General features: G+C 71.2%; 18 protein-coding genes. 9 read left to right on the forward strand and 9 right to left on the reverse strand.

Annotated features, from left to right (window positions below; genetic code table 11):
* Positions 1 to 63: 63 nt before the first annotated feature.
* The gene (locus AOK01_RS28085; RefSeq protein ID WP_055516546.1) at positions 64 to 5,061 is read right to left on the reverse strand and encodes an ATP-dependent helicase; all 4,998 of its coding nucleotides are present in this window, start codon (positions 5,059 to 5,061) and stop codon (positions 64 to 66) included.
* A 361-nt stretch (positions 5,062 to 5,422) separates the two neighbouring features.
* On the opposite strand from AOK01_RS28085, the gene AOK01_RS28090 reads away from it, so the two are divergent.
* The 3 genes from AOK01_RS28090 to AOK01_RS28095 are packed head-to-tail and all read left to right on the forward strand — an operon-like array spanning position 5,423 to position 7,352.
* The gene (locus AOK01_RS28090; RefSeq protein WP_055516596.1) at positions 5,423 to 6,415 is read left to right on the forward strand and encodes an AraC family transcriptional regulator; all 993 of its coding nucleotides are present in this window, start codon (positions 5,423 to 5,425) and stop codon (positions 6,413 to 6,415) included.
* Positions 6,316 to 7,047: an AzlC family ABC transporter permease gene (locus AOK01_RS41745; RefSeq protein ID WP_245702445.1), complete on the forward strand. Its 732-nt coding sequence runs from the start codon at positions 6,316 to 6,318 to the stop codon at positions 7,045 to 7,047. The genes AOK01_RS28090 and AOK01_RS41745 overlap by 100 nt, the downstream gene beginning before the upstream one ends.
* Positions 7,044 to 7,352, forward strand: coding sequence for an AzlD domain-containing protein (locus AOK01_RS28095; protein WP_055516548.1), 309 nt, complete (start codon positions 7,044 to 7,046; stop codon positions 7,350 to 7,352). Before AOK01_RS41745 ends, AOK01_RS28095 begins: the two co-directional genes overlap by 4 nt.
* 54 nt (positions 7,353 to 7,406) lie before the next feature.
* On the opposite strand, the gene AOK01_RS28100 is transcribed toward AOK01_RS28095, so the two are convergent.
* Positions 7,407 to 8,351 (reverse strand): hypothetical protein, encoded by a 945-nt coding sequence (locus tag AOK01_RS28100; RefSeq protein WP_055516550.1) that lies wholly within the window; start codon positions 8,349 to 8,351, stop codon positions 7,407 to 7,409.
* Positions 8,352 to 8,431: 80 nt separating this feature from the next.
* On the opposite strand from AOK01_RS28100, the gene AOK01_RS28105 reads away from it, so the two are divergent.
* The 6 genes from AOK01_RS28105 (at position 8,432) to AOK01_RS28130 (ending at position 16,104) form a co-directional block, all read left to right on the forward strand.
* Positions 8,432 to 8,626, forward strand: a complete 195-nt coding sequence (locus AOK01_RS28105; RefSeq protein ID WP_055516551.1) for a DUF3046 domain-containing protein — start codon at positions 8,432 to 8,434, stop codon at positions 8,624 to 8,626.
* 61 nt (positions 8,627 to 8,687) lie between these two features.
* Entirely contained in the window at positions 8,688 to 9,953 is a 1,266-nt protein-coding gene (locus tag AOK01_RS28110; protein ID WP_079103824.1) for an AI-2E family transporter, read from the forward strand.
* A 294-nt stretch (positions 9,954 to 10,247) separates the two neighbouring features.
* Entirely contained in the window at positions 10,248 to 11,372 is a 1,125-nt protein-coding gene (gene recA / locus AOK01_RS28115) for a recombinase RecA (protein WP_055516554.1), read from the forward strand.
* A 3-nt stretch (positions 11,373 to 11,375) separates the two neighbouring features.
* Positions 11,376 to 12,377 (forward strand): recombination regulator RecX, encoded by a 1,002-nt coding sequence (recX, locus tag AOK01_RS28120; protein WP_055516556.1) that lies wholly within the window; start codon positions 11,376 to 11,378, stop codon positions 12,375 to 12,377.
* Between the two features lie 467 nt (positions 12,378 to 12,844).
* Positions 12,845 to 13,570: a winged helix-turn-helix domain-containing protein gene (locus tag AOK01_RS28125; RefSeq protein ID WP_055516558.1), complete on the forward strand. Its 726-nt coding sequence runs from the start codon at positions 12,845 to 12,847 to the stop codon at positions 13,568 to 13,570.
* Positions 13,567 to 16,104 carry an ABC transporter permease gene (locus AOK01_RS28130; protein ID WP_055516560.1) on the forward strand — a complete coding sequence of 846 codons (2,538 nt, stop codon included), beginning with the start codon at positions 13,567 to 13,569 and terminating at the stop codon, positions 16,102 to 16,104. The genes AOK01_RS28125 and AOK01_RS28130 overlap by 4 nt, the downstream gene beginning before the upstream one ends.
* A gap of 333 nt (positions 16,105 to 16,437) precedes the next feature.
* On the opposite strand, the gene AOK01_RS28135 is transcribed toward AOK01_RS28130, so the two are convergent.
* From AOK01_RS28135 to AOK01_RS28160, 7 genes are all read right to left on the reverse strand, one after another.
* Positions 16,438 to 16,851: a rhodanese-like domain-containing protein gene (locus tag AOK01_RS28135; RefSeq protein WP_245702444.1), complete on the reverse strand. Its 414-nt coding sequence runs from the start codon at positions 16,849 to 16,851 to the stop codon at positions 16,438 to 16,440.
* Between the two features lie 14 nt (positions 16,852 to 16,865).
* Positions 16,866 to 17,399, reverse strand: coding sequence for a cupin domain-containing protein (locus AOK01_RS28140; protein WP_107099937.1), 534 nt, complete (start codon positions 17,397 to 17,399; stop codon positions 16,866 to 16,868).
* Between the two features lie 140 nt (positions 17,400 to 17,539).
* On the reverse strand, positions 17,540 to 17,626 hold the full coding sequence (locus AOK01_RS46640; RefSeq protein ID WP_356162854.1) for a putative leader peptide: 87 nt from the start codon (positions 17,624 to 17,626) through the stop codon (positions 17,540 to 17,542).
* Between the two features lie 66 nt (positions 17,627 to 17,692).
* On the reverse strand, positions 17,693 to 19,288 hold the full coding sequence (locus AOK01_RS28145) for an FAD-dependent monooxygenase (protein WP_055516561.1): 1,596 nt from the start codon (positions 19,286 to 19,288) through the stop codon (positions 17,693 to 17,695).
* 203 nt (positions 19,289 to 19,491) lie between these two features.
* Positions 19,492 to 20,385: an amino acid ABC transporter permease gene (locus AOK01_RS28150; protein WP_055516563.1), complete on the reverse strand. Its 894-nt coding sequence runs from the start codon at positions 20,383 to 20,385 to the stop codon at positions 19,492 to 19,494.
* Positions 20,382 to 21,047, reverse strand: a complete 666-nt coding sequence (locus tag AOK01_RS28155) for an amino acid ABC transporter permease (protein ID WP_055516564.1) — start codon at positions 21,045 to 21,047, stop codon at positions 20,382 to 20,384. The genes AOK01_RS28150 and AOK01_RS28155 overlap by 4 nt, the downstream gene beginning before the upstream one ends.
* Positions 21,048 to 21,136: 89 nt before the next feature.
* Complete coding sequence (locus AOK01_RS28160; protein WP_055516566.1) at positions 21,137 to 21,982, reverse strand: glutamate ABC transporter substrate-binding protein; 846 nt, start codon at positions 21,980 to 21,982, stop codon at positions 21,137 to 21,139.
* Between the last annotated feature and the right edge of the window lie 67 nt (positions 21,983 to 22,049).

The raw sequence follows: 22,049 nt of genomic DNA on the forward strand, positions 1-22,049 counted from the left end.
GTGTGGGGGAGGGGGGCGGGCTGAGTGGTGGCGTGGACGCGTGCCGTCGGTGGGCGGGTGTTTTCATGCGCGCAGGCGTAGTCCGCGGGGGGTCGCGTGGAATCCGGCACCTTCCAGGAGGGTGCCGAACTCGGACGTCAGCGCGGAGGCGCCGTTGACCCGCTCCACCGTGACCGTGCCGAGGGAACCCGCGCGGGCGGCCGAGGCGAGCGCCTCGGCGGCCGTGCGCAGGCGTGCGTCGTGCAGGGCGGTCTCGTCCGGTGCGGAGGGCCAGGCCAGGAGTGTCTTGCCGCCGCGCTCCATGTAGAGGGTCAGCTCGCCGTCCACCAGCACGACCAGGGAACCTGCCTTGCGGCCCGGCTTGTGGCCCGCGTCGGTCGGGGGCTCGGGCCAGGGGAGGGCCGCGCCGTAGGCGTTCGCGGGATCGGCCGCGGCCAGCACGACGGCGCGGTTCGCGCTGTTCGCGCGGGTGCGGGCGGCGGGGCCTCCGGGGAAGGCGTGCGGGGCCGAGCGGGGTGAGTCGGCGTAGGGGGACGCGTAACTCCGTGGGGAGCCGGGTGGTGAGGGTGCTGAGGGTGTCGCGGCGTTCCAGGTGGTCGAGGTGTCGGGGGCGAAGGGTGGGCCTGAACCGTCGCCGCCCAGGAAATATGGGTCGTTGTCCGGCCTCATGGCATCGGGGGACGGGAAGCCCATGTCGTCGGCGAAGGGATCCGGGTGGCCGGCGGGGCCGTCGAAGGGGCCCGGCGTGCCCGGCGTGTGCGCCCCCGAGTGGCCGAGCGAGGGAGCCCCCGGGAAACCGGCGTCGGGCAGCGACTCACCCCGCTCGCGGGCGGTGGCCGCCGCGCGCAGCCGGTCCACGGCGCCGTCCATCGCGAACTGCGCGGCCCCGAGCCCCTCCACCACGTAGCCGCGGCGGGCCTGGCCGCTCTCCTCGAAGACGGACAGGATGCGGTAGACGGCGGAGAAGCCGCCTTCCACTCCCTCCGCGGCGACCGCGCCCCGGGTGACCACACCGTGCCGGTCGAGCAGGGTGCGGGCCAGGGCGTGGGCGCGCAGCGTGGCGTCGGGTTCCCGGTCGGGCAGCAGCGACCAGCGGCCCGCGACGGTCGGCGGGCCCGTGCGCGAGGTGGGACGCGCGGCGGCCGTGAGGCTTCCGTACCGCCCGCGGGGCACCGCGCGCTTCGCGCGGTGCGCGGTGGAGCCCGCGGTGCGGCCCGAGCCCAGGAGGGAGCGCATCGGGCCGAGTGTGTCGTTCGTCAGGCGGCCCGACCACGTCAGGTCCCAGACGGCGTCGGCCAGCTGGGGATCGGTGGCGTCCGGATGCGTGGTGGCCCGGACCTGGTCGGTGATCTGGCGGAAGAAGAGGCCGTAGCCACCGGAGAGGGCGTCCAGGACCGACTGGTGGAGCGCGGTCAGCTCCAGGGGATGCGCGGGAGGCAGGAGGAGCGGCGCCGCGTCCGCCAGGTACAGGGAGACCCAGCCGTCCTTGCCGGGCAGTGCGCCGGCTCCGGCCCAGACCACCTCGCCCGCGGCGGTCAGCTCGTCGAGCATCGCGGGAGCGTAGTGCGAGACGCGGGACGGCAGGACGAGCTTCTCCAGCGCCGACGCGGGCACCGAGGCGCCCTGCAACTGCTCGATGGCGCGCACGAGTCCGTCGAGTCCGCGGAGCCCGTGCCCGCTGCCCAGGTGCTGCCACTGCGGCAGGAACTGCGCGAGTGCGGCGGGCGGCACCGGCTCCAGCTCGTGGCGCAGCGCCGCGAGCGAACGGCGCCGCAGTCTGCGCAGTACCGCCGCGTCGCACCACTCCTGGCCGATCCCCGCCGGATGGAACTCGCCCTGTACGACACGGCCGCTCGCCGCCAGCCGCTGCAGGGCGCCCTCGGTGACCGCCGTACCGAGGCCGAAGCGTGCCGCCGCGGCGGTCGACGTGAACGGGCCGTGTGTACGGGCATACCGGGCGAGGAGATCGCCGAGCGGGTCCTTGACCGGCTCGGTGAAGGCCTCGGGGACGCCGACGGGCAGCGCGGTGCCGAGCGCGTCCCGCAGCCGGCCCGCGTCCTCGATCGTCGCCCAGTGGTCGGCCCCGGCGAGGCGGACCCGGATGACACGGCGGGTCGCGGCCAGCTCGCGGGCCCACTCCGGCTCGGCTCCGCGCTCGGCCAGTTCGGCGTCGGTGAGCGGGCCGAGCATCCGCAGCCGGTCCGCGACCCCCTCGGCGTCCTTGATCCGGCGGTCCTCGGTCAGCCACTGCAGCTCGCGCTCCAGCTCGGTCAGGACGTCCGCGTCCAGGAGCTCGCGCAGCTCCGCCTGGCCGAGGAGCTCGGCGAGCAGGCGCGAGTCCAGTGACAGGGCCGCGGCGCGCCGCTCGGCGAGGGGCGAGTCGCCCTCGTACAGGAACTGGGCGACGTAACCGAACAGCAGGGAACGGGCGAACGGGGACGGTGCGGGAGTCGTGACCTCGACGAGCCGTACCCTGCGGGACTCCACGTCGCCCATCAGCTCGACGAGCCCCGGTACGTCGAAGACGTCCTGGAGGCATTCGCGGATCGCCTCCAGGACGATCGGGAAGGAGCCGAACTCGCTGGCCACCTGGAGCAGCTGGGCGGCGCGCTGGCGCTGCTGCCACAGCGGGGTGCGCTTGCCCGGGCTGCGGCGCGGCAGGAGCAGGGCGCGGGCCGCGCACTCGCGGAAGCGGGACGCGAACAGCGCCGAGCCGCCGACCTGGTCGGTGACGATCTGGTTGACCTCGCCCTTGTCGAACGTGACGTCCGCCGCGCCCACTGGAGCCTGTTCGGCGTCGTACTCCGTGCCCAGCTTCACGGGTTCCTGGTCGAGCAGGTCCAGGCTCATCAGGTCGGCGTCCGGGAGGCGCAGCACGATGCCGTCGTCGGCGTGCATGACCTGCGCGTCCATGCCGTACCGCTCGGAGAGACGGGCACCGAGCGCGAGCGCCCAGGGGGCGTGGACCTGGGCACCGAAGGGGGAGTGCACGACGACCCGCCAGTCGCCCAGCTCGTCGCGGAACCGCTCGACGACGATGGTGCGGTCGTCCGGGATGTGGCCGCAGGCCTCTCGCTGCTCGGCGAGGTAGGACAGGACGTTGTCCGCCGCCCAGGCGTCCAGGCCCGCGGCGAGGAGCCGCAGCCGGGCATCGTCCTCGGGCATCGAGCCGACCTCGCGGAGGAACGCGCCCAGCGCGCGGCCCAGTTCGAGCGGGCGCCCGAGCTGGTCGCCCTTCCAGAACGGCAGCCTGCCCGGCACACCGGGCGCGGGGGAGACCAGGACACGGTCGCGGGTGATGTCCTCGATGCGCCAGGAACTGGTGCCCAGAGTGAAGACGTCCCCCGCCCGGGACTCGTAGACCATCTCCTCGTCGAGCTCGCCGACCCGGCCGCCGCCCTTCTTGGGGTCGGAGCCGGCGAGGAACACTCCGAAGAGGCCGCGGTCCGGGATCGTGCCCCCGGAGGTGACGGCGAGGCGCTGTGCGCCGGGGCGACCCGTGACCGTACCGGCGACCCGGTCCCACACCACGCGCGGGCGCAGTTCGGCGAAGGCGTCGGACGGGTATCGGCCCGCGAGCATGTCGAGCACCGCCGTGAACGCCGACTCGGGGAGTGAAGCGAACGGTGCCGCCCGGCGGACCGTGGTCAGCAGGTCGTCGTACTGCCAGGTGTCGAGCGCCGTCATCGCGACGATCTGCTGGGCCAGCACGTCCAGCGGATTCGCGGGGACGCGGAGGGACTCGATGGAGCCGGTGCGCATCCGCTCGGTGACGACGGCGGCCTGGACGAGGTCGCCCCGGTACTTGGGGAAGACCACGCCCGTGGAGACCGCCCCGACCTGGTGGCCCGCGCGGCCCACGCGCTGGAGGCCGGAGGCCACGGAGGGCGGGGACTCGACCTGGATGACGAGGTCCACCGCGCCCATGTCGATGCCCAGTTCGAGGCTGGAGGTGGCCACCACCGCGGGCAGGCGGCCCGCCTTGAGGTCCTCCTCGACGAGGGCGCGCTGCTCCTTGGAGACCGAGCCGTGGTGGGCGCGGGCGATGACCGGCGGGGCGCCCTGGGCCGCGCCCGAGCCGCCCATCAGCTCGGCCGGCGAGTGGTGCTCCTCCAGGGGCTCGCCCGTCGCCCTCTCGTACGCGATCTCGTTGAGCCGGTTGCAGAGGCGCTCCGCGAGGCGGCGGGAGTTGGCGAAGACGATCGTCGAGCGGTGGGACTGGACGAGGTCGGCGATCCTCTCCTCGACGTGCGGCCAGATAGAGGGCTTCTCCGCGCCCTCGTTGGAGTCGGCCACCGGGGAACCGCCCAGCTCGCCCAGGTCCTCGACGGGCACGACCACGGAGAGGTCGAATTCCTTGCCCGACGGGGGCTGGACGATCTGCACCTTGCGGTGTGGGGAGAGGTAGCGGGCGACCTCGTCCACCGGGCGGACGGTGGCGGAGAGACCGATCCGGCGCGCCGGGCGCGGCAGCAGTTCGTCGAGCCGCTCAAGGGTCAGGGCGAGGTGGGCGCCGCGCTTCGTGCCCGCGACCGCGTGCACCTCGTCCAGGATCACCGTCTCGATGCCCGTCAGCGCCTCGCGCGTGGCCGACGTGAGCATCAGGAACAGCGACTCCGGAGTCGTGATCAGGATGTCCGGCGGGCGGATGGCCAGCGCCCGGCGCTCGGCGGGCGGGGTGTCGCCGGAGCGGATGCCGACCTTCACCTCCGGCTCGGGCTGCCCCAGGCGCACCGCTTCCTGCCGGATGCCGGTGAGGGGGCTGCGCAGGTTTCGTTCCACGTCGACCGCGAGGGCTTTGAGCGGGGATACGTACAGGACCCGGCAGCGCTTCTTCGGGTCGGCCGGTGGCGGTGTCGAGGCCAGCTGGTCCAGGGCGGCGAGGAACGCGGCCAGGGTCTTGCCGGAACCGGTCGGGGCCACCACCAGCACGTCCGAGCCCTCGCCGATGGCCTGCCACGCGCCGGCCTGGGCCTCGGTGGGCGCGTCGAAGGCCCCCGTGAACCAGGCGCGGGTCGCGGGGGAGAAGCCGTCCAGGGCTCGGTGTGCGGAGCTGACCATGCGTCCATCCTGCACCCGGGCACTGACAATGGCGCTGACCTGCGCGGATCGGCCGCGGTCGTGGCTTGCGAGGGGGGCTACCGCTGTGATCTGTGATCTGTGACGTGATCGGTCGCTACCGGTGCGTTTGCGCCTGCCGTCGGCCTGGGTCGGGGCCGGCCCGGGGGTGTCCGTCCTCGGTCTGGCGCGGAATCGGCTTGCTAGCAATGGGGCACGAGTCGACGCGCCATCCGCTGCGGGCGGACACCCCCGGACCGTCCCCTTCGGTCGTCGGGCGGCTGCGGGGTCTCTGGGGCGACTGCGGCAGCGGGGAGGCTGCGCGTGTTCGCTGCTGTCCGGCGCGATGGCGGAGAATGAGGGCATGGCTGGTACGGGGAAGGAGCGGGCTCGGCACTGGCAGTATGCGGAGTTGCCCGGTGTCGATCTGTTGCGGGCCCGGTATGTCCGGAAGACCTTCGTCCGGCACACGCACGAGAACTTCGTCATCGCCGCCATCGCTGACGGCGTAGAGGTCTTCCATCACGGTGGTGCCGATCAGTACGCCGGGGCCGGCGCTCTCGCGCTGGTCAATCCCGACACCCCGCACACGGGGCGTGCCGGTGTTCCCGAGGGCTGGCGGTACGGGGCGGTCTACCCGTCGCCCGAACTGGTGGCGGAGATCGCCGCCGAGACCACCGTCCTTCGTGGCGCTCCCGGTTTCGTGAGCCCGGTGGTCGACGATCCGTACGCCGTGACGCTGGTCCATCAGGTGCTGCGCGCCGCCGACGAGGGCAACGCGCTCGCCGCCGACACGCTGCTGCGGGTGGCCGTGACCCGGCTGCTGAGGACGAACGGCGGAACGCTGCCGCAGCGGGTGCCGCGGACGGCCGGGGCTCAGATGGCGGCACGCGCGCGTGCGGTTCTCGAAGAGCGGATCGTACGGCCGCCCACGCTGGAACGGCTCGCCGGTGATCTCGGGACCAGTCCCTTCGCGTTGCTGCGCGCCTTCAGGGACGCCTACGGCATGCCCCCGCACGCGTGGCTCACCGACATCCGTGTGCGGCGCGCACGCCGGCTGCTGGACGCGGGAGTCCTGCCCGCTGAGGCGGCGCTCACCGTGGGGTTCACCGACCAGCCGCACCTCAATCGGCACTTCTCCCGGATCGTGGGCGTGCCTCCGGGCGCATACCAGCGCGAGCGCAAGAACGTACAAGACCCGCGGGAGACGTCCCGCCTACGGTCCGAGGCGTGGCAGAAGAAACAGCTCTCGCGGACATACGAAGTGAAGACGGCGGAAAACCCGACGCCGCCGTCGTACGGGACGCCCTCGGCGTCGGGGTGGCCGTCGGACTCTCCGGCTTCGCCTTCGGGGTGACCTCGGCGGGCAGCGGACTCACCGTGCTGCAGACCTGTGCCCTCAGCCTTCTGGTCTTCACCGGCGCCTCGCAGTTCGCCCTCGTGGGGGCGCTGGCCGGCGGGGGCAACCCGTTCACGGCCGCCGCGGGCGCGTTCTTCCTGGGAGTGCGCAACGCGTTCTACGGGTTGCGACTGTCGCAGTTGCTGGCCCTCCCGCGCGCGGTGCGCCCGTTCGCCGCTCAGTGGGTCATCGACGAGACCACGGCCGTGGCCCTCGCCCAGCCCACGCGACGCAGCGTGCGGATCGGGTTCACCGTCACGGGCCTGTCGCTCTACGTGCTGTGGAATCTGACCACGTTGCTCGGCGCGCTGGGCGCCGAGGCCATCGGCGACACCGACGCGTGGGGTCTGGACGCGGCCGGACCCGCCGTCTTCCTGGCGCTTCTCGCGCCGATGCTCAGGACCACCCTGGAACGGGCGGTCGCGGGCCTCGCGGTCCTTCTCGGGCTCGGCCTGCTGCCTGTACTACCTGCCGGTGTCCCCGTCCTGGCGGCCGCGCTGGCCGCCCCGTTCGCACTCTGGGCCGACGGTCGCCGCAGGACGCGCGCTCAGGCCGCGGACGAGCCCGACACGGCGGAGGAGAAGAGTTGAACATCTGGATCGCCATCGCGGTGACCGCCGTCGGTTGCTACGCCGTGAAACTCATCGGGCTGCTGATCCCCGCGGGCGTTCTGGAGCGGCCGCTCGTCCAGCGGCTGGCCGCCCTGCTGCCCGTCGCCCTGCTGGCCGCCCTGACGGCCCAGCAGACATTCGCCGACGGCCGCGTCCTGGTGCTGGACGCCAAGGCGGTGGGGCTCGCGGCGGCGGCCGTGGCGCTGCTTCTGCGTGCCCCCTTCCTGCTGGTCGTGGCCGCCGCCGTGCTGGTCACGGCAGGGGTGCGGGCGATGACGGGCTGAAGGCAGGGGGGAAGGGGAGGAAAAGGGCATTGAGGAGAGGGCAGGGTGAAGGCTTCAGCCGATGGGCGGCCCGTACGCCCGTAGGGTGCGCAGCGCCTCGATCGTGACGATCGGGCGTGCCTCCAGGGCGGTACCCGGTGCCCACTGGCGCCAGCGGATCGGCCAGCCGCCGTCCTCCTGCTGCTGGGCCTCCAGGAAGTCCAGGGAGCGGGTCATCTCCTCGTCGGTGAACCACGCGCGCGCGAGGGAGCCCGGGGTCTTCGCGTAGTCGTGCGGCAGATGGCGTTCCCCCGGCGCGTAACCGGGTGCCACGGGGAACGCCTCGATGTGCTCCGGATCCAGCACCGCGAGCCGCTGTTCGCGCACCAGACGGCCGAGCCGGTCGGCGGCCGCCTCCGCGCGCGGGCGGTCGGGCGCGGAGTCCAGGAAGGCTACGGCGGCCTCGATCTCGTACGGATGCGTCTTCTCCAGGGACTCCACCGCCTGCCAGCAGAAGTCGGTGGCCCGGAACAGCCAGGCGTGCCACACCTCGTTGCGGTGCAGCAGGCCCACCACGGGGCCGGTGGCGAGCAGTTCGCTGGGCGGGTCGTCCACGATCGGCACGAAGGGCGCCGACGGATAGCCCCGCTGGCTCGGGTGGATCGCCGGCAGCGCGCCGTCCTGTGTCGAGACGGAGGTCAGATAGCGGCACACGCGTTCCACCCGCTGTCCGCCACAGCGCCCGATCGAGTCCAGGACGCGCAGCGCGTGCCCGACGTGCAGGGGCTGGCTGACCGGGCCGCGCAGATCGGGTTCCAGCGCGTGGCCGTACCCGTCGTCCTCGTTGCGGTAGGCGGACAGCGCGGTCTCGACCGCGTCCGCGCCGCCGCCCAGGAAGTGGTACTCGAAACGCCGCTGCTCCAGCACGCGCGCGGTGAGCCACACGAAATGCTCGGCGCGGGCGACGGGAGTGTGCGCCGGGGGCGTCGGGGGGAGTGGGGATGCTCCTGATTCGGCCATGGGTCAGACCGTAGGACGGAAAGCGTTCTCGGCAAGCGGTCCCGGCTCGGGCCCACCCTCAGGGGCGGGATACTGGAGGCATGCGGTTGACGGTCTTCTGGGAGCGGATGGCGGATCATTTCGGTGCGGAGTACGCCGACACCTTCGCGCGCGACCACGTCATGTCGGAACTCGGCGGACGTACGGTGCAGCAGGCGCTGGACGCGGGCTGGGAGGCGAAGGACGTGTGGCGCGCGGTCTGTACGGCGGTGAACGTTCCCCCCGAATCGCGCTGAGCGACCACGAAGATCCCCGGGAACGGGTTCGATTGTCGGTGGCGTGGGCGAGACTTGGCCCGTGGCATCGACAGATGAGAGCGCGCAGGTCGGACAGCACGCATCCCCGCTCGGTACGACACCTCCCGGGCCGCCGGCCGCAGGGGCGGTCGCGAGGGGTGGTGGCATGCCGCGCTGGCTGCCGCGGGCCATGGTGCTCGCGCTCGCCCTCATCGCCTGTTTCCAACTGGGCAGTTGGGCCTTCCACCAGCTGACCGGGCTGCTGATCAACATCCTGATCGCGTTCTTCATGGCCCTCGCCATCGAGCCCGCGGTGAGCTGGATGGCCTCGTTCGGCATGCGCAGGGGACTGGCCACCGGGCTCGTGTTCCTCATCCTGCTGATCGTGAGTGCCGGCTTCATCGCCCTGCTCGGCTCGATGCTCGCCGGGCAGATCATCGACATCGTCGAGGACTTCCCGAAGTACGTCGACTCGGTGATCAGCTGGATCAACACCACCTTCCACACGGAGCTCAGCCGCGTCGACATCCAGGACAGCCTGCTGCGCTCCGACTGGCTGCGGAAGTACGTGCAGAACAGTGCGACCGGCGTCCTGGACGTGTCCGCGCAGGTGCTGGGCGGCCTCTTCCAGCTGCTGACGATCACGCTGTTCGCGTTCTACTTCGCCGCCGACGGCCCGCGGCTGCGGCGCGCGCTGTGCTCGGTGCTGCCGCCGGCCCGGCAGGCGGAGGTCCTGCGCGCGTGGGAGATCGCCGTCAGCAAGACCGGCGGGTACATCTACTCGCGCGGCCTGATGGCCCTCGTCTCCGGCCTGGCGCACTACATCCTGCTGGAGTCCCTCGGTGTGGACTACGCGCCCGTGCTCGCCGTCTGGGTGGGCCTGGTCTCGCAGTTCATCCCCACCATCGGTACGTATCTCGCGGGCGCCCTGCCGATGCTGATCGCCTTCACGGTCAACCCCTGGTACGCGCTGTGGGTGCTGGTCTTCGTCGTGATCTACCAGCAGTTCGAGAACTACGTGCTGCAGCCCAAGCTGACCGCGAAGACCGTGGACATCCATCCGGCGGTCGCCTTCGGGTCGGTCATCGCCGGCACCGCCCTGCTCGGAGCCGTCGGCGCACTGATCGCCATCCCGGTGATCGCCACACTGCAGGCCTTCCTGGGGGCGTACGTGAAGCGGTACGACGTCACGGACGACCCGCGGGTGCAAGGGCGCCCGCGGGCGCAGGGGCGCCGTGAACCGGGCTCAGGCACCCTCCTCAAGCGCATACGACGCCTGCTGCGGGGCAGCTCCCAGGGTTCCCAGGAGCCCAGACCTCCCTCCTAGACCCCTCTCCTGGACGTCCTGGCACCGTCTCGCACTGTCCGTCCGCCCCTGGAACAGCCGGGCGGCGCGGGCCGCGACACACTCCGGCCGGAGCGTGTGGTGCGCTTGACACTGAAATCGAACATCCATTCTTATGGAGGCTCCGGCGAAGCCTGAGGCGGGATGCAAGCGGGGATTTCATGCGGAAGTGCCCGAGTTATCCACAGGCTGGACGGGCGTCGGGGCGGATTGTCAGTGGCAGGCGTTAGCGTCTTTGACGTGAAGCGATCGACTCAAGCAAATCGGGTGGAACCCATGGCAGGAACCGACCGCGAGAAGGCGCTCGACGCCGCACTCGCACAAATTGAACGGCAATTCGGCAAGGGCGCGGTGATGCGCCTCGGCGAGCGGCCGAACGAGCCCATCGAGGTCATCCCCACCGGGTCGACCGCACTCGACGTCGCCCTCGGTGTCGGCGGCCTGCCGCGCGGCCGAGTGGTGGAGGTGTACGGCCCGGAGTCCTCCGGCAAGACGACCCTGACCCTGCACGCCGTGGCGAACGCGCAGAAGGCCGGCGGCCAGGTGGCCTTCATCGACGCGGAGCACGCCCTCGACCCCGAGTACGCGAAAAAGCTCGGCGTCGACATCGAGAACCTCATCCTGTCGCAGCCGGACAACGGCGAGCAGGCCCTGGAAATCGTGGACATGCTGATCCGCTCCGGCGCGCTCGACCTGATCGTCATCGACTCCGTCGCCGCCCTTGTGCCGCGTGCGGAGATCGAAGGTGAGATGGGCGACTCGCACGTGGGTCTGCAGGCCCGTCTGATGAGCCAGGCCCTGCGGAAGATCACCAGCGCGCTCAACCAGTCGAAGACCACCGCGATCTTCATCAACCAGCTCCGCGAGAAGATCGGCGTGATGTTCGGCTCCCCGGAGACCACGACCGGTGGCCGGGCCCTGAAGTTCTACGCCTCGGTGCGCCTCGACATCCGTCGTATCGAGACCCTGAAGGACGGCACCGACGCGGTCGGCAACCGCACCCGCGTCAAGGTCGTCAAGAACAAGGTGGCGCCGCCCTTCAAGCAGGCCGAGTTCGACATCCTCTACGGGCAGGGCATCAGCCGCGAGGGCGGCCTGATCGACATGGGCGTGGAGAACGGCTTCGTCCGCAAGGCCGGCGCCTGGTACACGTACGAGGGCGACCAGCTCGGTCAGGGCAAGGAGAACGCGCGCAACTTCCTGAAGGACAACCCCGACCTGGCCAACGAGATCGAGAAGAAGATCCTGGAGAAGCTGGGCGTCGGTGTGAAGCCGGAGCAGCCCACCGCCGAGCCCGGCGCGGACGCTGCGGTGTCGGTCGCTCCCGGCGAGGCCGCGAAGACGGTCCCCGCTCCCGCGGCCAAGACCGTCAAGCCCAAGGCCGCGGCGGCCAAGAGCTAGTCCGTGACACGACGAACGGACTGGGCCGAGCACGTCTACCCCGTCGCCTCCCAAGGGCAGGGCCACGGGGGAGACACCGGTGCTGCCGAAGACAGGGACAGCGCGTACGGAGACGGCGGACCGTATGGAGACGGCGGACCGTACGGCGGTGACGAGCCGTTCGGGACCGGCGCCGCGGACGCGGGCGACCAGGGGGACGACCGTCGGCCGGTCGGCGGTTCGCGACGCCGTGCCGGCAGGACCTGGGGTGACGGTCGGCGGGAGGCGCAAGGCTCGCCGGGCGGCGGCTCAGGGCGCGACACCGGCGACTGGCCGTACGGGGACGACGAAGAGCGGGACGGCGGGCCGGGGGACGAGAGCGACCCGAGCCGCGGAGGCCGTGCTCGACGGGCGCGCGGTCGGCGGCGTGGCTTCGGGGAATCGTCCGGCGGCACACAGGACGGAGGCATCCCTCCCTCGTCGAGGGCCGAGAAGGGGGAGTCTCCGGGGGACCCGGTCGAACGGGCGCGCGCGATTTGTCTGCGCCTGCTCACCGGGACCCCGCGCACGCGCAAACAGCTCGCGGACGCGTTGCGAAAGCGCGAGATCCCGGACGAGGCGGCGGACGAGGTGCTGTCCCGCTTCGAAGAGGTCGGGCTGATCAACGACGCCGCCTTCGCGGACGCGTGGGTGGAGTCCCGCCACCGCGGCCGGGGCCTCGCCCGGCAGGCGCTCGCCAGGGAACTGCGGACCAAGGGCGTGGACTCCACGCTGATCGACGAGGCGGTCGCACAGCTCGACTCCGATCAGGAGGAGGCGACCGCACGCGAGCTCGTGGCCCGCAAACTGCGTGCCACACGCGGCCTCGACCGCGACAAGCGCATACGACGCCTCGCCGGCATGCTCGCGCGCAAGGGTTACCCCCAGGGCACAGCTCTCCGCGTGGTCCGGCAGGCGCTGGAGGAAGAGGGCCAAGAGGGCGCAGAGGGCGAGGACACGGAGTTCCTCGGCGATGAGGGGCTCTGAGGGGGAAGCTGCGAGGGGGGCTGAGGGGAGCTTCGAGAGGGAAACTCTTTGGGGCTTCGGCTTCGCAGGGTTCCGAGACGGGGCTTCGAGGGCGGATGGCGCTGCGCTGCTGGTTCGCGAGGTAATCGGCTCGATGCGAGCGGCTTCGAGGTGAGCGGCTTTGAGGCGAGCGTTCAGGTCAGTCGGCTCGCGGTTGGGCGGTGCTGAGTCGGCGGTCGGCTTGGGGTGGTTGGCTCAGGGACCGCTGGGTGTGGACCCGTCAGTTCTGGGTCCGTCAGTTCCCGGTCCGACGGTTCCGGTCCGACGGTTCCGGGCTTCGGGCACGGTGGGCGCGCGGGGGCGCCCATCGCGTTCGGGCCCGGAACCGTGCTGCGGGCCGCCGCAAGGGTGGGGTGGGGTTAACCCCCTGCCCCGGACGCCGGACCACCGCAGTGCACAGATACCTGTGCACAGACGACTGTGTACGCATGGCACAGCAACCCGGCGCCGCAGGCCCCACGGAACCAGGACGCGCGTCTTCCGCACCCGAGGAGACCGGCCGCGGCCCGGTCGAGCTCTCCGACCTGGCCGCGCTCAAAGCACTCGCACAGCCCCGCCGACAGCGGATACTGCAGCACCTCACCGTGCACGGCCCGGCCACCTCCGCGACGTTGGCCCGAGCACTGGGACTCAACACCGGGGCCACCAGCTACCACCTGCGTGAACTCGCACGCTACGGCTTCGTCGAGGAGACGGATGCCCACGGGCAGGGCCGGGAGCGCTGGTGGCGGGCCGTTCCCGGCGACCGCCGCTTTCCGCCCCGCAGCCGCCAGAGCCCCGAGATGCGGCTCGTGATGGACGAGCTCAACCACCACGCCTACGCCGCCGACCTCGAACTCTTCGAGCAGCTCCAGCGGCACGCGGGCGACGAACCATGGGCCGACGCCTTCCCGTACTCACGCGGCACGATCCGGCTGACGCTCCCCGAACTCCGTACGTTCTTCGAGGAGTACATCGCCCTCCTCAACCGGTACAAGCGCCCCGAGGCCGACACCCCGGCCGGCGCCCGCACCGTACTCACCCGGTTCCTCGCCTTTCCCGCCCGGACCGACGCCGCGGGCGATCTCCCACCCGGTGCCGCCCCCGACGGCGAACCCAACGAAGACGAAGACGACAGAGACGAAGACGACAGAAAAGAGGCCGGGACGCCATGATGCTGCGCTACGCCCTGCAGACTGTCCGGCACCGCAAAGGCGGCTTCCTCGGCGCCTTCCTCGCCCTGATGTGTGCCGCCGCCCTCATCTCCGCCTGCGGCACCCTCCTCGAAACCGGGCTGCGCGGCACCATCCGTACAGAGCGGTACGCCGCCGCTCCCGTCGTGGTCTCCGCCGACCAGAACGTCCACCGAACCACCGTCAAGCACAAGAAGGGCAAGACAAAGACCAAGCACAAGGCCAAACCCATCGCTGAACGGGCCTGGTTGCCGGAAGACCTCACAGCGCGGCTCGGCGCGGTCCCCGGCACCGCTCGTGTCGTCCCCGAACTGACCTTCCTCGCTCAGCCCTTGACACCCACCGGCACAGGCGGGCGGACCGCCTACGGCCATGCCTGGGACTCCGCGGCCCTCACCCCGTACACCCTCGCCACCGGCACCCCTCCCCGAGCGGCGGGTGATCTGGTCGTGGACCGCTACCTCGCCGACCGCGCCCGGATCGAGCCGGGCGACCGCCTCACCGTCCAGTCCACGCAGAGCCCGCGCACGTATCGCGTCACCGGCATCGCGGTCCCGGCCGGAGACGGCGTACGGCACCAGACCTCCCTCTTCTTCTCGGCCGCCGAAGCCCGGCGCCTGGCCGCGCATCCCGGCAAGGTCACGGCCTTCGGCGTCGTCCCGGCCAGGGGCACCGACACCGCCACCCTCGAATCGGCCGTGACCAAGGCGCTGCACGGCACCACCGCGCAGGTCAGTGTGGGGGACGAGCGGGGCCCCGTCGAGTTCCTGGACGCGGCCGCCGCACGGATCAAGCTCGTCAGCATGGGAGGCGCGATGGGCGGTACGTCCCTCCTCGTCGCCGTCCTCGTGGTCGTCGGCACCTTCGCGCTCTCCGTCCAGCAACGGCACCGCGAACTCGCCCTGCTGCGCGCCCTCGCCGCCACCTCAGGACAGGTCCGCAAGCTCCTCGGCCGGGAGGCCCTGTTGGTCGGCGCGGCCGCAGGCGTCACCGGAGCGCTCGCCGGGCTGCCGCTGGGCGGCTGGTTGCACGGAAGGTTCGTCGACCTGGGTGCCGTTCCCGCCACGCTTCAGCACACGGTCAGCGTGTTCCCGCTGTTCGCCGCGGTCGCCGCCACCCTCGGCGGTGCCTGGGCGGCCGCGCGTGTGTCGTCCCGCCGCATCGCCCGTATTCGCCCGGCCGAGGCACTCACCGAGGCCGAGGCCGGGTCCGCGCTCACCCGACCCGCCTGGGGCCGTGTCCTCGCGGGGCTCGTGCTGCTGGCCGGAGGCACGGCTCTCGTCGCCGTACTCAGCGTGCTGCGCACCGAGCCGGCCTCGACGCCCGTGACGTTCCTGGCCGTTGTGGTCCTTGCCTCCGCCGTCGCGCTGCTCGGCCCGCTCCTGGTGAGGGCGGCCGCGGTGATCCTGGGCGGCCCGCTGCGACTCACCGGTCCGGGCGGCAGGCTCGCCACCGCCAACCTGCGCGGCAACGCCGCCCGCATGGCCTCCGTCGTCACCCCGCTCACCCTCCTCATCGGTATGACCTGCACCGTCCTCTTCGTCCAGCCGACCCTGGGGGACGCCGCCCGTGGCCAGGCCCGTGAGGGCATCCGCGCGGACTGGGTCCTCGCCGCGCAGGGTCCCGGCGTCCCGGCGAAGGCCGCACAGCAGCTCCGTACGGACCACGACGTCGCCACCGAGGTCGTCCGCACGACCGTCCGTGCCGGGCTCGCCAAGTACGCGGCGCAGGGCGTCACCCCCCAGGGGCTGACGCGCACCTGGGACCCCGATGTCACCGCCGGCTCCCTCACCGAGCTCGCCAAGGACACCGTCGCCGTCAGCGAACTGGCCGCGGACCAGCTCCACTTGAAGCCCGGCAGCACACTGAAGCTCACCCTGGGCGACGGCACGCCCGTCACCCTCACCGTCGCCGCCGTCTACGCCAAAGGGCTGGGCTTCGGTGACCTCACCATGGCCCACGACCTGATCGCCCGGCATGTCGACAACCCGCTCGCTGCCGCGGTCCTCGTCTCCACCTCCCGTTCGGAGGAAGAACTGTCGGCCGTGGTCGGGAAGTTCCCAGGGGTCCGGGTCGTCTCACCGGCCACCGCGGACTCGTTGCAGGCCGCACGGCAGCAGGCGAACGCCGAGGTCAACTACTTCGCCATGGGCCTCGTACTCGCCTTCACCGCCATCGCGGTAGTCAACACGCTCGCCATGTCGGTCTCGGCACGCGTCCGGGAGTTCGCGCTGCTGCGTCTCGCCGGCGCCACCCGCCGTCAGGTGCTGCGCATGCTGCGGACCGAGGCGCTGTCGGTTCTGCTGCTCGCCACGGTCCTGGGCAGCGGAATCGCGCTCGCCGTCCTCACGGCCTTCAGCGTCGGGATGACAGGCAGTGCGGCCCCGGCTGTCACGCCGCTGGTGTACGTCGCAGTGGTGGCCTCCGCCGGACTGCTCGCCCTCGTCGCCACCGCGCTGCCCGGCCGCGTGGCCCTCAGGGTCCGACCCGTCACGGCGGCGACGGCCAGGGAGTAGGAGGTAAGGGGCGGTACGCAATGGTGGGGGCCCCTTACGTGAAGGGGCCCCCACCGCTAGCTATGCCCAAGGAGCCGACCGGATACGCGTGACGGACGGCTCCTCTGTGTGTTTGGGCTTTGACAGCCGCAGCCGCAGCCGCAGCCGCAGCCGCAGCCGCAGCCGCAGCCGCAGCCGCAGCCGCAGCCGCAGCCGCAGATGTAGCCGCAGATGTAGCGGCAGCCACAGCCGTAGCCGCAGCCGCAGGCATCTGCAGGCGAGGCCGACAGCGAGGCCGTAGCTGCCTCGGGCGAGGCTGCCCAGGCCGTTGCCCTGGCCATGCCTAGGCCGTGTTCACCTGTTCACCGGCAGTCCGGCGGTTCGCCAGGCCTGGAAGCCGCCCACCAGGTCCGTGGCCCGGTGGAGCCCCAACTGCCGCAGGGACACGGCCGCGAGGCTCGACGCGTAGCCCTCGTTGCAGACGACCACGACGCGCAGGTCGTGGCTCGTGGCCTCGGGAGCGCGATGGCTGCCCCGGGGATCGAGCCGCCACTCCAGTTCGTTGCGCTCGACGACGAGCGCTCCGGGAATCAGACCGTCGCGCTCGCGCAGCGCCGCGTACCGGATGTCGACGAGCAGGGCGTCGCCCGATCGCGCGGCCTCGTGGGCGGCTGCCGCCGCCACCCGGTCGAGGCCCGCACGGACCCGCTCCAGCAACTCGTCGATCCCCACGGGAGGTTCGACGGTCGCAGGACGTTCGGTTGCCACGGGACGTTCGACCGTCACTGCCAGTCCACGGGACGTTCGACCTGCTCCAGGCGCAGGATCTGGCCGGTGCGGCTGTAGCGGCTGATGCGCGGCAGCGGCGGGTAGTACGCGTGAACGGAGACGGCGTGCTCCTCGGCGGACTCGTTGAGGACCTCGTGCACGTGGTGGCGGCCGAAGGCACGGCCCTTGCCGGCCGACAGACGCCGCTCGCGGTCGATCCCCTCGTTGAGTTCGAGGGTCTTCCAGCCGTCGGTGGGCAGCCGCGCGACGAGCGAGTTCTCCTTGAGCTCGCCGGACGCGGTGAGGAAAGCGCCCACCGACTCGGCGTGGTCGTGCCAGCCGGTGCCCGTGCCGGGCGGCCAGCCGATGAGCCAGGCCTCGCTGCCACCGGGCCCTTCCAGGCGTACCCACGTACGGCCCTCGGGATCGAGCGGCAGGGAGGCGATCAGCTCGGCGTCGGCGGCCGTGCGCCGCACGAAGTCCAGCAGCTCGGCCTGTGTGGGAGCACCGGCCGGCGCGGAGACCGCAGAGTCGACGGAGGCGGCAATGGAAGCCGAGGTGGAAGCGGAGATGGCGGTGGAGGTGGAAACAGAAGGTGACACAGACACGGGTACCGTCCTGACGAGCGTTCGCGTGGGTGCGCGCGGCAGTACAGGGCCTCGCGCGCGGGATGGAGAGGAATGCGAATTCAGCAGGACGGGCGACACACGCAGCCCGCATAGCGGACGAGGTCCATATGGACCCTCCGCCACAGGTGCACGCAGGTGTCGATCACGATCCGGAGTACACCATGACGGTGCGGACCGGTCAACTCGATGTCAGGGGTTGGACGCAGAGCCTCTCAGGACCTGCTCGCGGCGGCCTCCGCCGTGGCCCGGGGGCCGCCAAGAGCCGCCTCAGCGGCCTCGTACAGGTCCGCCGGGCGCACCCCGCCCAACGCGGTGACCAGGTGCCCGTCCGGACGGATCAGCAGCACCGTGTGCGCGGCCGCGCCCGGGTAGCTCTCGGCGACCAGCAGCTCCGCCCGGTGCGGCAGCGCGGTCACGGCGGCGGCCAGCCGCGGCATGATCCCGGCCGTCACCCAGTGCTTGCGTGCCCACACCACGGTGCCCGGCGCGATCAGCAGCACGAGGAGCGCCCCCCGGCCCAGCCGGTCCCGCAGCGCCACGGCGGAACCGTCCTCCGCCGTCACCCGTACATCGGCGACCGGAGCGCCCACCGCCGTGCCGACCTCGACCGAGGACTCGGCGCGTGGAGGCGCGAGCGGCGCATCGGCGTACGTGCCCGGCGCACCGAGCGCGCCGCGCCCCAGGTGACCCTCCGTGAGCAGTGCGTCATGGCCGCGGGACGACCCGGGCACCGCGGACCGCAGGCCGCCGGCACGCAACACCGGCAGGGCCTGGTCCGTGGCGCGCAGCCGGGCGGCGACGACCGCGCGCCGCTCCACCTGGTAGCTGTCGAGCAGTGCCTCGTGCGGCCCGTGGTGCCAGGCCAGGGCGAGCTTCCACGCGAGGTTGTCGGCGTCCCGCAGACCCTCGTCGAGCCCCTGGGTGCCGAGCGCGCCGAGCAGGTGCGCCGCGTCCCCGGCGAGGAAGACCCGGCCGGCCCGCCACCTGCGCGCCAGCCGGTGGTGCACCGTGTGGACGCCGGTGTCCAGCAGTTCGTACGGCGGGGTGGTGCCCCCGCTCCAGCCCGCGAGGGTCTCCCGGACGCGCGCCACGAGCAGGTCCGGTGTGACCAGGTCCTTCCCCGGTGGCAGCAGCCAGTCCATCCGCCAGAGGTCCTCGGCGAGGGGGCGCGCCGTCACTTCGGCGACCGAGGGGCCCGAGGTCCGCCACGGCGGCAGGCGGTGCAGCAACGCCTGGCCGGGCCACGGGAGCTCCGTACGCAGTGCGGCGACGGCGTGGCGTTCCACGGCGGTGCGGCCGGGGAAGCGGATGTCCTGGAGTTTGCGGACCGTCGAGCGCGGACCGTCGCAGCCGACCAGGAAGCTGCCGCGCCACCACGTGCCCTGGGGGCCCCGGGTGTGCGCCGTGACGCCCGCGGTCTCCTGCTCGACGGAGTCGAGACGGCTCTCCACGGACATCTTGACCAGGCCTTCGGCCGCGATCGCGGTCCGCAGGGCGGCGGTCAGAACGTGCTGGGGGATGTGCAGGAGCGCGGGGTCGTCCTCGCCGAACGTGATCTGCCGCATCACCTGCTTGCGCCGCATCGACCGCCATCCGGCCCAACGGAAACCGGCCTCGGCGACGGGGAAGCCCGCAAGCCGCCCGACCAGCGCGGCGGTGTCCTCACGCAGGACGGCCGTACGCGCGAGCCGCTGTTCGTCGGTCCCGGAACCCTCGTCCAGGACGACCGATGGGACCTCCTGACGCGCCAGCGCCAGGGCGAGCGTGAGTCCTACGGGCCCCGCTCCGACGATGATCACCGGGTCCACGGCGCGGTACCCCCTGCCCGGAGCGGCGTCCTGAGTGTCTTACCGGGACTTGCAGGTGGAGCGGGGTACACGATCACAGAACGTATGCAACCTACTGCCGGTGCTTGCGTCAAGTGACGGAGGCAGTGGCGATCACGCCACTGCCTCCGGCTGCTCACAACTCGTCAGTTCCGCGCTACGTGCGCCCTGTTCGCAGGGCTTGCCTACTTGGGCCCTTCCATGTGCTCACCCGGAGTGCTGAGCTCTACCACCGTGTCCGCTCCGACGACGGCGCCGGTGGACTTCTTGGCCTGACGCAGCCGGCGCTCCAGCCAGCTCGCGAAGGTCGTGAGCGAGAAGTTGATCACGATGTAGATCAACGCGACGACCGTGAAGCTGGCGATGGTGTTTGCGCCGTAGTACGAGCTCATCGAGCTGACGGATGCCATCAGGTCGGGGAAGGTGAGGACCGCGCCACCGAGCGCCGTGTCCTTCACGATCACCACGAGCTGACTGACGATCGCCGGGAGCATCGCCGTGACCGCCTGCGGCAGCAGGATGAACCGCATGACCTGGTTCTTGCGCAGACCGATGGCCGACGCGGCCTCGGCCTGTCCCCTGGGCAGCGACAGGATGCCCGCCCGGACGATCTCGGCGAGGACCGAGGAGTTGTAGAGCACCAGACCGGTGACGACCGCGTAGAGCGGACGGTCGTCCGTGCTGATGTTCGTGTACTCGGAGAACATCGCCAGGCCGAAGATCATCAGGACCAGCACCGGGATGGCGCGGAAGAACTCGACCACGACACCGGCCGGGACACGCACCCAGGCGTGGTCGGACAACCGGGCGATACCGAGGAACGCTCCGAGCGGAAGCGCGATGACCATGGAGAGCGCCGCGGCCTTGAGCGTGTTCAGCAGACCCGGCCAGAGGTACGTGCTCCAGGCCTCTCCATGGACGAAGGGCTTCCACAGCACCCACTCAAGCTGGCCCTTTTTGTCCAACTGGTCGTACATCCACCACAGCACCGCGGCGAGGACGACGACGAACAGCACCGAGATGACGACGTTGCGCCGCTTGGCCTTCGGGCCCTGGGCGTCGTAGAGGACCGAGCTCATCGTTTCACCGCCACCTTCTTGCTCACCCAGCCGAGGATCAGACCGGTCGGCAGTGTCAGACACAAGAATCCGAACCCGAAGACCGCGGAGATCAGGAGGAGCTGTGCCTCGTTCTCGATCATCTTCTTCATCAGCAGCGCGGCCTCGGTGACGCCGATGGCGGCGGCGACCGTGGTGTTCTTCGTCAATGCGATCAGGACGTTCGCCAGCGGACCGACGACCGAACGGAACGCCTGGGGCAGCACCACGAGTGTCAGCACCTGCGTGAAGTTCAGACCGAGGGCACGTGCCGCCTCGGCCTGGCCCACGGGCACCGTGTTGATGCCGGACCGCAGCGCCTCACACACGAACGCCGAGGTGTACACGATCATTCCGAGCGTCGCGAGCCGGAAGTTGGTGGTGTCGAAGTTGCTGGAGCCGAGGGTGACTCTGAACGTCTGGTTGAGGCCCAAGGATGTAAACAGAATGATCACTGTCAGCGGAATGTTCCGCACGATATTGACGTAGGCGGTACCGAAACCGCGCATCAGAGGCACTGGACCGACTCGCATGGCGGCCAGCAGAGTTCCCCAGATCAGGGAGCCGACGGCGGACGCAACGGTCAGTTGCACCGTCGTCCAGAAGGCTTCCCACAGGTTGTAACCTTCAAGAAAATCGAACACGATCTCCCGCGCTTCCGCGTGTGGGGAGGGTTCCTCCTGACCGGTGCGCCGCCCCGGAGGACGGCGCACCGGTCAGGTCGGATCCCGCTTCACTTGACGATGTTGCCGATCTTCGGGGCGGGCTCGTTCTCGTACTCGGCCGGGCCGAAGTTGGCCTCCACGGCCTTGTCCCACGACTTGTCGGAAACCATCTTCTCCAGGGCCGTGTTGATCTTGGCCTTGAGGTCGCTGCCCTTCTTGACGCCGATGCCGTAGTTCTCGTTGGTCATCTTGAAGCCGCCGAGCTTGAACTTGCCCTTGAAGTTCGCCTGCGAGGCGTAACCGGCGAGGATCGAGTCGTCCGTGGTCAGCGCGTCGATGGCACCGCTCTGCACACCGGTCAGACACGCCGAGTACGTCGGGTACTGCTGCAGCTGCGCCTTCGGGGCGAGCTTGTCCTTGACGTTCTGCGCCGAGGTCGAGCCCGTCACCGAACACAGCTTCTTGCTGTTGAGGTCCTCCGGCGACTTGATCGACTTGTCGTCGGCGCGGATCAGCACGTCCTGGTGGGCCAGGAGGTACGGGCCGGCGAAGTCGACCTTCGCCGCGCGCTCGTCGTTGATCGAGTAGGAGGCGGCGATGAAGTCGACGTCACCACGCTGGAGCATGGTCTCGCGGTCGGCGCTCTTCGCCTCCTTCCACTGGATCTGGTCCTCGCTGTAGCCGAGCTGTTTGGCGATGTACGTCGCCACGTCGACGTCGAAGCCCGTGTAGCCCTGCGGCGTCTTCTGGCCGATGCCGGGCTGGTCGAACTTGATGCCGACGGTGATCTTCTTGTTGCCGCCTCCTGAGGAGGAGCCGCTGCTGTCGTCCTTGTCGTCCGAACCGCACGCGGTGGCGGCGACAGCGAGCGCGAGGACGGCAGCCGAGGCGGCGGTGACCCTGCGAAGCTTCATGATGAGCATCCTTTGAGTGGTGAAGAAGTGCGATCCGGCGTGCGGGTGACGTAAGCGGGTGACGTGA

The organism is Streptomyces aurantiacus, assembly GCF_001418335.1.
GTDB classification, from domain to species: Bacteria; Actinomycetota; Actinomycetes; order Streptomycetales; family Streptomycetaceae; genus Streptomyces; species Streptomyces aurantiacus.

Bases quoted from the DNA above. Each gene is read 5' to 3' on its own strand.
- recA (WP_055516554.1), top strand. From the start codon at position 10,248: ATGGCAGGAACCGACCGCGAGAAGGCGCTCGACGCCGCACTCGCACAA.
- AOK01_RS28150 (WP_055516563.1), bottom strand. From the start codon at position 20,385: ATGAGCTCGGTCCTCTACGACGCCCAGGGCCCGAAGGCCAAGCGGCGC.
- AOK01_RS28105 (WP_055516551.1), top strand. From the start codon at position 8,432: ATGCGGTTGACGGTCTTCTGGGAGCGGATGGCGGATCATTTCGGTGCG.
- AOK01_RS28160 (WP_055516566.1), bottom strand. From the start codon at position 21,982: ATGAAGCTTCGCAGGGTCACCGCCGCCTCGGCTGCCGTCCTCGCGCTC.
- AOK01_RS28090 (WP_055516596.1), top strand. From the start codon at position 5,423: ATGGCTGGTACGGGGAAGGAGCGGGCTCGGCACTGGCAGTATGCGGAG.
- AOK01_RS28125 (WP_055516558.1), top strand. From the start codon at position 12,845: ATGGCACAGCAACCCGGCGCCGCAGGCCCCACGGAACCAGGACGCGCG.
- AOK01_RS28100 (WP_055516550.1), bottom strand. From the start codon at position 8,351: ATGGCCGAATCAGGAGCATCCCCACTCCCCCCGACGCCCCCGGCGCAC.
- AOK01_RS28085 (WP_055516546.1), bottom strand. From the start codon at position 5,061: ATGGTCAGCTCCGCACACCGAGCCCTGGACGGCTTCTCCCCCGCGACC.
- AOK01_RS28130 (WP_055516560.1), top strand. From the start codon at position 13,567: ATGATGCTGCGCTACGCCCTGCAGACTGTCCGGCACCGCAAAGGCGGC.